Here is a 12,441-nt window from a genome sequence, read left to right on the forward strand (position 1 = left end):
CGAAGATTTACTAGCTCCTATATCTCCAGTTCCGCGCGAAATAATAGTTCCAATTTCAATTCCTGAAGATCGTCAAGAAGAGCTTGAATCATGGCTTAGTAATATGCGCGGCTCTAAAGTAAGTATTAGAGTTGCGGAGCGTGGAGAAAAGCGAGCTCTTATGGATCGGGCTAACGAAAACGCTTCTCAAGCGCTTACTCGCATAAAATCAAGTCGTATTAACAGCATAGATATCAGAACTGAAGCCATGAACGAAATTTCTAAGGCTCTTGGCATGAAGGAATCTCCTTTGCGCATTGAATGCTACGATATTTCAAATACTGTAGACGGTAGTTATCAGGTTGCTTCTATGGTTGTGTTTGAAGATGGAATTGCGCGTCCTAGCGAGTATCGTCATTTTGTTATTCGCGGAGAAAATGGTGTTGGAAAACTTGATGATTTAAGCGCAGTTTATGAAACAATTTTTAGAAGATTTAAGCATTCTGATTCGAATGTTGAATCTGAAAATTTGAATAACTCTACTGTTGTTGCAGATTCTAATCAGAATCGTCGTTTTGCCTACAAGCCGCAACTTATTATTATTGATGGCGCAAAAGAGCAAGCTAAATCTGCTAAGCGCGCAATGCTGGACGCGGGTATTAGCGGTATTACTGTTTGTGGTTTAGCTAAAAAACTTGAAGAAGTATGGCTTCCAGATGAAGATTATCCGATTATTTTGAAGCGTAGTTCAGAAGGATTGTATTTGTTGCAGCGTGCAAGGGATGAATCTCATCGTTTTGCTATTACTTACCATCGTAAGCGTAGAAGAAAAGGTGCTTTGCATTCAGCTTTTGACACTATTCCTGGAATTGGTGAAGTGTATCGTAAACGTTTGCTTTCTTCCTTTGGATCTTTAAAAGAGTTAAAGAAAGCTTCGTTAGAAGATTTACAAAAGGTTAATGGCATTGGTGAAAGTAAAGCAAAAACCATATTTGACGCTTTACATTCTGAAACAGCTGGCAGCTAGTTGTCGTAAAAATTGCGGTTTCAATAGTGATAGTTGAAAATAGTGTATAAATTGTATCAACAAAAAACTCCACCTTGTAGAAGATTCTCGCTTGATTCGCAAAATATTAATCTACAAGGGGGAGTTTTCTGTAATTTTTATTAAATACTTATGAAACATTTGTGAACTTTATTACCGTTTGCTAGCCCAAATCTGCATATGTACAAATCCATTTATTGTATTTGTGCTCCAAAACGATTGAAGCCCAGTATTCTACAGGTCCTGCAGAAATATGAACAACGCCTTCAAAATGATGAGGATTCGTTAGCATTCCATTAACAAAACTCGGCACTGCCGGCATCGCACACAATGCTGAACGTGTTTTCATATCATTCTTATATTGGAAGTAATCATCCATTAGCTTCCACATGTTATCTAATTTTGTAACACACTTTGGTGTTAGCAATTGTTTCATAGCTGTAGAAGTAGGTCTTCCTCTGGAAATATCAGAAGCAATGCAAGCTATTTGGCAAGTTCTTAATGCAATCTTAACAAGATCTTTTTCATCTTGATCGTCAAAATAGCATGTGCCAATATGGTACTCCAGTTTTTTGCGCGATAAGGCAATAGACAGTTCGCCTTCGTACACTGGTAACGATGTGCGAGCGTTAAAAACAACATGTGGCGGATGCTCATTGTTATCGTTGCTATTATTTGATGACTTGTTGTTAAGCACGTCATCATTTTCGTCATCGTTATCCATTTCATATGTATCAACTATATTAATTTTCATTTTCTCTCCTGTATCTCATCTGCTCTATGAGCCCTTAAATTTCAGTACTTGCTAAGCTCATATCCCTACAAAATCAGCAAGTTAGATAAAAGCTTACAACGCGAGTTTTCGTCTATCTGTGTAAAATGCAAAAATGTGGATAAATTACAAAATATTCGTCATTTACCTTGAAAATAAACGATTTTAAGCGTGTTGAGTTATACACATTACGGTTTTATCGGTGTGTCGTATGATTTGGATGAATATTTTGTATGCATTGTTATGCAAATTTGCTTATAAAAACCATTAAAAATTAGATTTTTCAACATCAAAAAGCTACTGATAATAGTTGTAAAACATTGCGGATAAAACTTCGTCAGCATAAGGCACTAGCCTAATAAGTATGTCTCAGGAAATTGAAATTGGTTTGGGCAAAAAAGCCCGAGTTGCATATTCGCTTGACGATATTGCTATTGTTCCTTCGCGCCGTTCGCGCGACCCAAAGGCTGTATCTACTTCATGGCAGGTAGATGCTTATACCTTTGATATTCCAATTATTGCCGCTCCAATGGATTCAGTTACAAGCCCAGATACTGCAATTGCTATTGGTCAAATGGGCGGTCTTGGAGTTCTTGATTTGGAAGGATTATGGACTCGTTATGAGAATCCAGAGCCTTTGTTAAAAGAAATATCCGAGTTGCCTTGCGAGGTTGCAACGCGTCGAATTCAGGAAATTTACACTGAACCAATCAAGCCTGAATTAATTGCTAAGCGCTTGCATACTATTCGTGACGCTGGTGTTACTGTTGCTGGCGCTCTTTCTCCTCAGCGAACTCAGGAACTTTACAATACTGTTCTTGAAGCTGGTGTTGACTTGTTTGTTATTCGCGGAACTGCTGTGTCTGCTGAGCATGTTTCCACAGATCACGAGCCTCTTGATTTAAAGAAGTTTATTTACGATCTTGATGTGCCTGTTATTGTTGGAGGCTGCGCTGATTACACTTCTGCTTTGCATTTGATGCGCACTGGAGCTGCAGGTATTTTAGTTGGATTCGGCGGTGGTGCTGTGTCTGCAACTATGAACACTTTGGGAGTACAAGCACCTATGGCTACTGCTATTGCTGATGTTGCTGAAGCTCGTAGAGATTATATGGATGAGTCCGGTGGTCGATACGTGCAAATTATTGCAGATGGCGGAATGGGTAATTCTGGCAACTTTATTAAAGCTCTTGCAATGGGAGCGGATGCCGTTATGCTTGGAACTCCATTAGCTCGCGCAACGGAAGCTCCAGGCCGTGGCACTCATTGGGGTGCTGAAGCTCGTCATTTAACACTTCCACGCGGTATGCGCACTAATGTTGGAACGGTTGCTCCATTGGAAAACATTCTATTTGGTCCAAGTCACGAGGCTGACGGTACAACGAATTTTGTTGGTGCTTTGCGTCGCACAATGTCTTCTACCGGATACGTGGATGTAAAGAGCTTCCAGCGTTGCAATGTTGCGTTTAACCCATTCCATCAGGATGTTCGTTAAGTTTATTTCAGCATAACTTTGTATATAGAATATGCGGTTTAGTGCACGAATTGTGTGCTAAACCGCTGTATTTTTAGCATATTGCGAAAGTTTTTAGTATAAGCGCTTGTAAAAATTCGTTTATTTAAATATTTTGTTAGCTAATAACAATATTAATCTCTATTTTTTGTATGGCTTACAGTAGTGTCGGCATAGGAATCAAGTACAATTAATAATATGCTCCGAGAATTTTCTGTAGAAGTAATTCACCCAACTCAAGACGGTGACACCATTTACTCGCTTCTTTCTAACCGTGCTATGCGCGATCCGCAAGGTATTGTTGCGCAGTGGCAAGATGACGACACTCGCCAGTGGCATGATGTTACTGCTGCTGAAATGCTCTCCAAGGTAAGGGCTGTAGCTAAAGGTTTAATTGCTCTTGGCGTGCAGCATGGATCAAAAGTTGTTATTTATTCTGCTACATGCTACGAGTGGGGTGTTGTTGACTTTGCATGCGCTTGCATTGGTGCAGTTAGCATCCCTATTTACGAAACGGATTCTGCTTTACAAGCTGCAGACATTATCAACGAAGTTAAGCCGGTTATTGCTTTTGCTGGTGACGATTCTCATGCCCAATGCTTAGAGCGAGTTCGCCAAGATTATAAGCGCATTACTCTCAAAACCGTATTCAATTTCAAAGCAGGCGGTTTGGAAGCAGTTATTGACTTTGGTAAATCAATTAGTGAAGACGAGCTAAATCAGCGTGTTAGCGCTGTTAAGGCAGACGATTTGTCTACTATTGTTTACACTTCTGGCTCTACTGGAAAGCCAAAGGGAGCTATGCTTTCTCACCGTAACTTTACGCATATTGTTTTTGCAGGATACGATGTTCTTAGCGACATGCTTTGCAAACCAAATCGTTTACTTCTGTTCCTTCCTCTTGCGCACTGCTTTGCTAGATACATTCAATATGTTGCTATTGGCGCGCATGGTGTAATTGGTTATGTTCCTAACGCAAAACATTTACTTGCAGACTTGCGTAGTTTTAAACCAACATACTTATTAGGTGTTCCTCGAGTTTTTGAGAAAGTTTACAATGCTGCTTCTCAAAAAGCTGGTGCAGGTATTCGTGGTCGTATTTTTGCTAAAGCTGTTAAACATTTTATTCAGTGGTCTCGTGACAACGTTGATGGCAAAGCTCATTCTTTGGCTTCGCGCATGAATCACGCTATGTATATGCGCACAGTTGGTTCTTCAATACGCTCTGCTTTAGGCCCTAATCTTTCATGGCTTGCTTGCGGTGGTGCTCCAATTAATGCTGATTTAGCGCATTTCTTCAACGGTCTTGACGGCATTACCTTCATTCAAGGTTACGGTATGACTGAAACTGCAGCTCCTTGCGTAGTTAATTTTGAACACGCAAATCAGGTTGGTTCAGTTGGTCGCCCAGGTCCTGGAATCACAATTCGACTTGCTGACGATGATGAAGTGCTTATTAAAGGACCTAACGTTTTCATGGGTTACTACAATAAGCCTGAGCTTACTGCAGAAGTTATTGACGAAGATGGCTGGCTTCATTCTGGCGATCTTGGTGAAATTGATGACGAAGGCTTCCTATCGATTACTGGTCGCAAGAAAGATATTATTATTACTGCCGGAGGCAAGAATATAAGTCCTGCTCCTATGGAAAGCATTATTGCGCAATGCCCACTGGTTTCTCACGCAGTAGTGGTTGGAGATGGAAAGCCATTCGTTTCTGCATTGATTGAGCTTGACCCAGACATGGTTCGTTCATGGCTTAAGAATAAGAGCATGGATGTTGACTTATCTATGAAAGAAATTGCTAACAATGACGCTGTTCGCTCTGTTGTTCAGCAGTTTATTGATCAAGCAAATAGCACTGTTTCTAGGGCTGAATCTGTTCGTAAATTTGTTATTTTGCAAGATGAGTTCACTCAGGATGCTGGAACTTTGACTCCAAGTATGAAGATTGTTCGTCCAAAAATACTTGCACGTTACGCAGATATTATTGAAACTCAATTGTATGCTCCAAAGCCAAACACGCGTCCTTTGCCTGCAACTGTTAAGATTCTCGACAAAACTACCGAAACTGTTAAGCAGGCTCAAGAAACAGTTAAGCAAGCGCAAGAGGTTGTAACTCCTCGAGTCCGTCAAGCAATTGATCAGGCTGCAACTCATCTTAAGCATTTTGGTGAAGAAGCTTCCTCGGAATCATCTGTTTTGTCTCGCGATGATCAAGACAATAACGATAATAACGTACGCAACAACGAGTGAAATTAATTACTAATCTGCAATAGAAGATAATGTGTAATTAGTTACACTTGATTAAGGAGTTTTTGCGTGGCAATTAGAAAAATTCGTGTTGTTCCAGATCCTGTTCTTAGAACACCTTGTGACGAGATTCGTGAGATTACGCCGGCTGTTAAGCATTTGGTTGAAGATTTGTTGGAAACTGTGAACGATCCAGGTCGTGCAGGATTGTCAGCTAATCAAATTGGCGTAAGTTTACGAGCGTTCTCTTACAACATTGATGGACGTATTGGCTATATTCTAAATCCTGTTCTTGAAGATTTAAGCGGAGAACAATACGACGATGAAGGCTGCTTATCTGTGCCAGGATTGTGGTATAAAACTCGCCGATATAATCATGCTCGCGCTCGCGGTATTGATTTAAACGGTAAAACTGTTGTTCTTGAAGGCGATGGTCTTATGGCCAGAATGTTGCAGCATGAATGCGATCATTTGGACGGTCATATTTATTTAGACAGGCTAGAAAAGGACGTTCGCAAGCAAGCTATGCGTGAGCTTCGCAACAATATGCGTTCCTAACTTTGGCTGATTAAATATCGTATCTAGTATCTGATATAATTTCGCTTTGCGCGTCCATTTTGAGCATGAGTATTGTCGCGTTATATGAATGCTCGCTTTTTATTGTCTACAAGGACTCGCAAATACGCGCCATGTACGCGTCCGTTCGTGTCGGTCGGCTTGTGTTTAGACGTATGTTTAAGCCAAGTTGCATGCGAACAGACATGGCCAGGCAAGAACCGACAAGAAAGGTATATAGATATGGCACAGATTACCATGAGTGAAATGCTGAAGGCTGGTTTGCACTTCGGTCATCAGACTCGTCGCTGGAACCCAAAGATGAAGCAGTTCATTCTTACCCAGCGCAATGGTATTCATATCATCAATTTGTTCAAGTCTCTCGACATGATCGACAAGGCTTATGACTTCATCAAGCAGACTGTTGCCCACAATGGCACTGTTCTCTTCGTGGGCACTAAGAAGCAGGCTCAGGAAGCTGTACAGAATCAGGCAACTCGCGTAAACATGCCTTATGTTTGCGAGCGTTGGCTTGGCGGTATGTTGACCAATTTCCAGACCGTTTCTACTCGCGTAAAGCGTTTGAAGGAACTTGAGGAAATGGACTTCAGCGATGTTCGTGGATCCGGCTTGACCAAGAAGGAACTTTTGCTTCTCGAGCGCGAGAAGGACAAGCTTTCCAAGCAGCTCGGTGGTATTCGCAACATGAACCGCACTCCATCTGCCATGTTCGTTGTTGACATTAACAAGGAAGCTTTGGCTGTTGAAGAAGCTCATAAGCTTGGTATTCCAGTCGTGGCAATCGTTGATACCAACACTGATCCTGAAGCTGTTGAGTACCCAATTCCAGCTAACGATGATGCTATTCGTGGCGTTGAGTTGTTGACCAGCTTAATGGCTGACGCTGTAGCTGAAGGTTTGCTTGAGCATGCTGGTAAGGGCGCTAAGTCCGAAGGTAATGATGCTCAGCCAATGGCAGCTTGGGAAAAGGAATTGCTCACCAAGGAAGGCGAAGCTGAAGCTAAGCCTGCTAAGGAAGAAAATACTGAGGCAAAAGCCTAGTAAGCTAATTTGCAACCAGATTCTTAAATTAAAGCTGCAAAATCCAATTAATTATTTGCTTTTTGCAGCTTTTAAGAATCATATTGATACGAGGAGAACAAAATGGCAGCAATTACTGCAGCGTTGATTAAGCAGGTGCGTGAAGAAACTGGCGCCGGCATGATGGACGTTAAAAAAGCTCTTACTGAAGCTGAAGGCGACGTTGCCCGCGCTAAGGAAATCATCCGCGCAAAGGGTATTCAGGCCGCTGGTAAGCGCGAGGGCCGTAAGGCTCAGGAAGGCACCATCGCTTCTAAGGTTGTTAAGTCTGCTGAAGGCGAAACTGGTTATGCAGTTGAGTTGAATTCCGAAACTGACTTCGTGGCAAAGACCCCTAAGTTTGTGGAATTCTCTAACACTGTTCTTGACCATGCTGTTGAAGCTAATGCTTCTACTGCTGAAGAAGTACTTGCAGCACCAGCTGATGGCACAACTGTTAAGGAATCTGTTGAAGAAGCAGCAGCTTTGTTTGGCGAGCACGTCAAGGTTGGTCAGGTTGCTAAGGTAAGTGGTCCACACGTTGAGATTTATGCTCACAAGAAGTCCGTGGAATTGCCTCCAAGCATCGTTTCCATGATTGCTACTGACGAAGCTGGCGCAAAGGTTGCTCACGAAGCAGCTTTGCAGATTTCTGCTATGGGTGCTCAGTGGCTTCGCCGCGAGGACGTTCCAGAAGAAGTTTTGGAATCTGAGCGTCGCGTTGCAACTGAGAAGTCCTTGGCTGAAGGCAAGCCAGAGAAGATTGTTCCAAAGATTGTTGAAGGTCGTATGAACGCCTTCTTCAAGGAAACTGTTCTTCTTGAGCAGGCTTACGTAAAGGATCCATCCAAGAGCGTTGGCGACTTGTTCAAGGAAGTCGGCGGTACCGCTTTGGCATTCGCTCGTCTTGAGGTTGGTAAGGGCGCTGCTGAATAAGCATTGCTTATACTAAGGATCTATTCTGATTCTTAAACTATTGGGCTGTGTACATTTTGTGCGCAGCCTTTTTATTTATTTGACAGTTTAATGTGTGTTAAGTGTCGCGTTTTATAGATAAAATAGCAAAGATATACTTGCATTCGCCGTGATGACTGGAGGAATCTGTATGGCAATTGCACAAGCGGAGGAAAGCAAGTCCCGTAGGGTTTTATTGAAACTTTCAGGCGAAGCATTTGGCGGCGGCGCTGTTGGCATTGATACTCATGTTATTCGAAGGATTGCTGGGGAAATCATGACTGCAGTGCTTGAAGGTGTTCAAGTGGCTATCGTTGTTGGTGGAGGTAATTTCTTTAGGGGAGCAGAGTTGCAGCAGGCTGGTATCGATCGTAGCCGTGGTGATTACATGGGTATGTTGGGTACGGTTATGAATTGTCTTGCTCTTCAAGATTTTCTTGAGCAGGCAGGGCAGGCAACTCGTGTACAAACTGCTATTACTATGGGACAGGTTGCAGAGCCTTATATTCCATTGAAAGCAATACGTCATCTTGAGAAGGGTCGCGTAGTTATTTTTGGTGCTGGTGCCGGTATGCCATACTTCTCAACAGATACTGTTTCTATTCAGCGTTCTTTGGAAATCCATTGCGATGAAGTTTTAATGGGTAAAAATGGCGTTGATGGAGTTTACAGTGCGGATCCTCGTAAAGATCCTTCTGCTCGAAAATTTGTAACATTGAACTATCAGCGTGCTCTTGTTGATGGTTTAGCTGTCATGGATGCGTCCGCACTTTCTATGGCTAGAGATAACAATCAAAAAATTCGAGTGTTCGGCTTAGAGGGTGAAGGTAACGTAACTCGTGCTCTTGTTGGCGAACCTATTGGTACATTAGTGTCTGACGCAGAACCAACATTTGCTTAAATATTACAAAGGAGAACACATGTCAGCAATTATTGATCAAGCAAAAGAGCAGATGAATAAGTCCGTGGAAGCTACTAAGGAAAATTTCATGGGTATTCGTACTGGTCGTGCTAATCCTGCTTTATTAAATGGAATTATGGTTGACTATTATGGTGCTCCAACTCCGATTAAAGCTGTAGCTTCTATTGGCGTTCCAGAGCCACGAACTCTTTCTGTTACTCCTTTTGATGCTTCTCAAGCGAATGCTGTTGAAAAAGCAATTCGTGATTCAGATTTGGGAGTTAGCCCTAACCGCGACGGCAATGTTATTCGCGTAACTATGCCAGAACTTACTGAGGAACGTCGCAAGGAATACGTTAAACTTGCTAAGAACAAGGCAGAAGAAGGCAAAGTAGCTGTACGAAATATTCGTCGTAAAGCCAAGGAATCTATTGATAAGTCTGTTAAAGATGGTGATCTTGGTGAAGATGAAGGCGATCGTTTACTTAAGGAACTTGATAAAGTAACTAAGCAGATTACTGATTCTTTGGATGTTTTGCTTGATGGTAAGCAAAAAGAAATTATGGAAGTCTGAGTTTCAACAGTTTTTCTTAGATTTTTGTAATCAATCTGAATGGGTGTCGTATGAGTCAACAAAAGCAGCATGATTTTGTAAGCGAATTAAATCAAAAGCGAGCTGACTGCGCTGCAAAAAAAGCAGATGCTACTTCTACTAATCAGGAAGAACGCGGCACCCATGAAACTTTAACAGACATAAATCGCCGAACTGGCCGCAATATGCCTCAAGCAATTGCAACAGCAGCAGTTTTGGTTGTGGCTATTGTTGCATGCTTACTTATTAGCATTGATGTTTTCGTTGTATTAATGGCTGTTTTTATGGTTCTTGCGTTGTGGGAGTTGCACGTTGATTTTGCAACTCTTGGGTTGCGTATACCGTTTGTAACTTTGTCGCTTTGCTCTCTTGTTACTATTTTCTCAACCTATTACGCAAAATGGCACGCTGTTGCGATGGCTAGCGGAATTACAGCATCATTACTTCTTACTGTAGTTTGCGCAACTCTTAGTAACACTATTTCTACTCGAACAATGCATGCTGTAGAAAAAAAGCTTAACGGCTCTAATTGCTCATCCTATGAGCATACGCTATTTACAAATATGTCTGTTTCTCTATTTGTAGTTTTGTATATTCCGCTTTTAGCTTCCTGCATTGTTCTAGCTTTAACTAATACTCGTTATGCTATTGCTCATGCTATGCTTTTAGTATTTTTGCCAGCATTAAGCGATACTGGTGGACTGTTTGCTGGTGCTTGGCTTGGTAAACATAAGCTTTCTCCGCGTATTTCCCCAAAGAAGTCTGTTGAAGGCTTGATTGGCTCTATGCTTTTTGCTGTTGTTGGAGCGTATGCAATTATTGCAGGTTTTTACGGTTCTTCTTGGTTTAATTTCTGGTGGATGCCGTTAGTTATGGGCATTTCTTCAGGTATCGTTGGTACTTTTGGTGATTTATGCGCATCTATGCTTAAGCGCGATATTGGCATTAAAGACATGGGTCATCTGCTTAAAGGACACGGTGGAGTGCTAGATCGTGTAGATTCTATTTTGCTTTGTGGTCCTGCTCTGCTTGTTCTTGTGCATCTTGCTCATTTTTAAGCATAGAATCTTGAATATTGTCAATCTTTAGAATCTCAATCTTGGGTTTAGACTAATATCGACGCCATGACAGTCTGTTTTATTCCATCACCAAGTATTTCGCAATTTTCACTTGGGCCTATCAATATAAAGTTTTATGCGCTTTCTATTCTTGCAGGCATATTGATTGCAATGTTTATTACCAATCGTCGTTGGAAGCGCATAGGTGGTGATTTTAATCAGATTCTCGATATTATTCTTCTAAGTCTTCCTATAGGCATAGTTGGTGCGCGCTTGTACCACGTAATTACAACTCCAGAAAGATTCTTTGGACCTCATGGTGATTTCTTAGAAATTTTTAGAATTTGGAACGGTGGACTTGGTATTTGGGGAGGAATATTTTTAGGCGCGATTGCTGCATGCGTTTTTTGCAAGCATCGCAAATATCCTGCCGGGTTGCTTGCGGATGCTGCTGCTCCTGCAATACTTATTGCACAAGGCGTAGGTAGGCTTGGTAATTGGTTTAATCAGGAACTTTATGGTGCTCCAACAACATTGCCTTGGGGTTTGAAATTAAACTATAATGCAACTCAAGCTATTGGGCATGCTGAGCGCTGTTACGATGGTTTAACCTGCCCGGCTGGAACATTATTCCATCCAACTTTTTTGTATGAAATGATTTGGAATTTCATTGGTGCAGCACTGCTTATTTGCTTTGGTAAAATGCTTATGGCCAAATTAAAAGCAGGCTCATTATTCATGTTGTACGTTATGTGGTACACGCTGGGCCGTGTTTGGATTGAAGCTTTGCGCATTGATTTCTCGCATGTTTTCTTAGGCGTCAGAATTAACGTATGGGTTTCTATTATTGTTTTTATTTTTGCCGCAGTAGGATTCGCTTTACTTCAAAAAAGTAATACTACACGCGAAATGTTAATTGAACGTCTTATTGACATTACTTCGGATGAGCGTGAGCGCGAAGAGCAAAATGTTTCGTCAAAGAAAATAAAATCTACTTTAAAAAAGTAGTATTAGGTACCGTTTATTGGCATTCTAGTCTCTTGCATTTCCTAGAATGGAACACATGAATATACAAATAGCACCTAGTATTCTTTCCGCAGATTTTTGCAATCTTGAGCGCGATCTTGACGCAATATCGAATGCGGATCTTGTTCACGTAGATGTGATGGATCATCACTTTGTACCGAACTTAACTTTGGGAGAGCCAATTGTTAAGCGTATTTGCGAAGTTACCAAGCTTCCAGTAGATGTTCATCTTATGATTGAAGATCCTGATCGTTGGGCTCCAGAATATGCTAAGCTCGGGGCTGCTTCTGTAAGCTTCCACATGGGTGCTACTCATGCTCCTGTGCGTTTAGCTCGCCAGCTTAGGGATATGGGTTGCAAAGCATGCTTTGCTGTTCGCCCTGCTGAACCGGTTGAACCTATTTTCGATATTCTTGACGAATTCGATATGGTTCTTATTATGACAGTCGAACCAGGTTTTGGAGGCCAGAAGTTCTTGAGCAATCAGATGAATAAAGTTCGTCGTTTGCGTGATGAAATTACTCGCCGAGGACTTCAAACTCATATTCAGGTAGATGGTGGAGTTAGCCCTTCTACAGCTGCTACAGTTGCTGAAGCTGGAGCTGATGTGCTTGTGGCTGGATCTGCAGTTTACGGAGCTGAAAGTCCTGCAAAAGCTATTGAAGCTATTAGAAATACTGCTCAAGCCGCTTGGCGTGCATAGTTGTTTGTAT

At 41.7% G+C, this 12,441-nt stretch carries 12 protein-coding genes; 11 read left to right on the forward strand and 1 reads right to left on the reverse strand.

The window, feature by feature from the left end; all coding sequences use genetic code 11:
- A partial coding sequence (gene uvrC / locus CGSMWGV1500E_RS05030; protein WP_004126788.1) for an excinuclease ABC subunit UvrC occupies positions 1–1,006 on the forward strand: 1,006 nt, incomplete at its 5' end.
- Between the two features lie 181 nt (positions 1,007–1,187).
- Here the strand turns inward: uvrC and CGSMWGV1500E_RS05025 are convergent.
- Positions 1,188–1,778: a hypothetical protein gene (locus CGSMWGV1500E_RS05025; protein WP_004126789.1), complete on the reverse strand. Its 591-nt coding sequence runs from the start codon at positions 1,776–1,778 to the stop codon at positions 1,188–1,190.
- Positions 1,779–2,160: 382 nt separating this feature from the next.
- Between CGSMWGV1500E_RS05025 and CGSMWGV1500E_RS05020 the strand changes: the two genes are divergently transcribed.
- The 10 genes from CGSMWGV1500E_RS05020 to rpe all read left to right on the forward strand — a co-directional run bounded on the left by CGSMWGV1500E_RS05020 (position 2,161) and on the right by rpe (position 12,431).
- Positions 2,161–3,291: a GuaB3 family IMP dehydrogenase-related protein gene (locus CGSMWGV1500E_RS05020; protein ID WP_004126790.1), complete on the forward strand. Its 1,131-nt coding sequence runs from the start codon at positions 2,161–2,163 to the stop codon at positions 3,289–3,291.
- A gap of 216 nt (positions 3,292–3,507) precedes the next feature.
- Positions 3,508–5,565, forward strand: a complete 2,058-nt coding sequence (locus CGSMWGV1500E_RS05015; protein WP_004126792.1) for an AMP-dependent synthetase/ligase — start codon at positions 3,508–3,510, stop codon at positions 5,563–5,565.
- Positions 5,566–5,631: 66 nt separating this feature from the next.
- Entirely contained in the window at positions 5,632–6,120 is a 489-nt protein-coding gene (locus tag CGSMWGV1500E_RS05010) for a peptide deformylase (protein WP_004126795.1), read from the forward strand.
- A gap of 240 nt (positions 6,121–6,360) precedes the next feature.
- The gene (rpsB, locus tag CGSMWGV1500E_RS05005) at positions 6,361–7,179 is read left to right on the forward strand and encodes a 30S ribosomal protein S2 (RefSeq protein WP_004126798.1); all 819 of its coding nucleotides are present in this window, start codon (positions 6,361–6,363) and stop codon (positions 7,177–7,179) included.
- Between the two features lie 102 nt (positions 7,180–7,281).
- Positions 7,282–8,133: a translation elongation factor Ts gene (tsf, locus tag CGSMWGV1500E_RS05000; RefSeq protein WP_004126801.1), complete on the forward strand. Its 852-nt coding sequence runs from the start codon at positions 7,282–7,284 to the stop codon at positions 8,131–8,133.
- Between the two features lie 169 nt (positions 8,134–8,302).
- Positions 8,303–9,052, forward strand: coding sequence for a UMP kinase (pyrH, locus tag CGSMWGV1500E_RS04995; protein ID WP_004126813.1), 750 nt, complete (start codon positions 8,303–8,305; stop codon positions 9,050–9,052).
- Positions 9,053–9,071: 19 nt separating this feature from the next.
- Positions 9,072–9,626 (forward strand): ribosome recycling factor, encoded by a 555-nt coding sequence (frr, locus tag CGSMWGV1500E_RS04990; RefSeq protein ID WP_004126816.1) that lies wholly within the window; start codon positions 9,072–9,074, stop codon positions 9,624–9,626.
- A gap of 50 nt (positions 9,627–9,676) precedes the next feature.
- On the forward strand, positions 9,677–10,702 hold the full coding sequence (locus tag CGSMWGV1500E_RS04985; RefSeq protein ID WP_004126819.1) for a phosphatidate cytidylyltransferase: 1,026 nt from the start codon (positions 9,677–9,679) through the stop codon (positions 10,700–10,702).
- Positions 10,703–10,768: 66 nt separating this feature from the next.
- Positions 10,769–11,710 carry a prolipoprotein diacylglyceryl transferase gene (gene lgt, locus CGSMWGV1500E_RS04980; protein WP_032843387.1) on the forward strand — a complete coding sequence of 314 codons (942 nt, stop codon included), beginning with the start codon at positions 10,769–10,771 and terminating at the stop codon, positions 11,708–11,710.
- A 55-nt stretch (positions 11,711–11,765) separates the two neighbouring features.
- Positions 11,766–12,431 carry a ribulose-phosphate 3-epimerase gene (gene rpe, locus CGSMWGV1500E_RS04975; protein WP_004126825.1) on the forward strand — a complete coding sequence of 222 codons (666 nt, stop codon included), beginning with the start codon at positions 11,766–11,768 and terminating at the stop codon, positions 12,429–12,431.
- The last annotated feature ends 10 nt before the right edge of the window (positions 12,432–12,441 follow it).

The sequence above is a fragment of the Gardnerella vaginalis 1500E genome, assembly GCF_000263595.1.
Classification (GTDB): Bacteria; Actinomycetota; Actinomycetes; order Actinomycetales; family Bifidobacteriaceae; genus Bifidobacterium; species Bifidobacterium vaginale_E.

Bases quoted from the DNA above. Each gene is read 5' to 3' on its own strand.
- CGSMWGV1500E_RS05025 (WP_004126789.1), bottom strand. From the start codon at position 1,778: ATGAAAATTAATATAGTTGATACATATGAAATGGATAACGATGACGAA.
- frr (WP_004126816.1), top strand. From the start codon at position 9,072: ATGTCAGCAATTATTGATCAAGCAAAAGAGCAGATGAATAAGTCCGTG.
- rpsB (WP_004126798.1), top strand. From the start codon at position 6,361: ATGGCACAGATTACCATGAGTGAAATGCTGAAGGCTGGTTTGCACTTC.
- lgt (WP_032843387.1), top strand. From the start codon at position 10,769: ATGACAGTCTGTTTTATTCCATCACCAAGTATTTCGCAATTTTCACTT.
- pyrH (WP_004126813.1), top strand. From the start codon at position 8,303: ATGGCAATTGCACAAGCGGAGGAAAGCAAGTCCCGTAGGGTTTTATTG.
- CGSMWGV1500E_RS05020 (WP_004126790.1), top strand. From the start codon at position 2,161: ATGTCTCAGGAAATTGAAATTGGTTTGGGCAAAAAAGCCCGAGTTGCA.
- tsf (WP_004126801.1), top strand. From the start codon at position 7,282: ATGGCAGCAATTACTGCAGCGTTGATTAAGCAGGTGCGTGAAGAAACT.
- CGSMWGV1500E_RS04985 (WP_004126819.1), top strand. From the start codon at position 9,677: ATGAGTCAACAAAAGCAGCATGATTTTGTAAGCGAATTAAATCAAAAG.
- CGSMWGV1500E_RS05015 (WP_004126792.1), top strand. From the start codon at position 3,508: ATGCTCCGAGAATTTTCTGTAGAAGTAATTCACCCAACTCAAGACGGT.
- rpe (WP_004126825.1), top strand. From the start codon at position 11,766: ATGAATATACAAATAGCACCTAGTATTCTTTCCGCAGATTTTTGCAAT.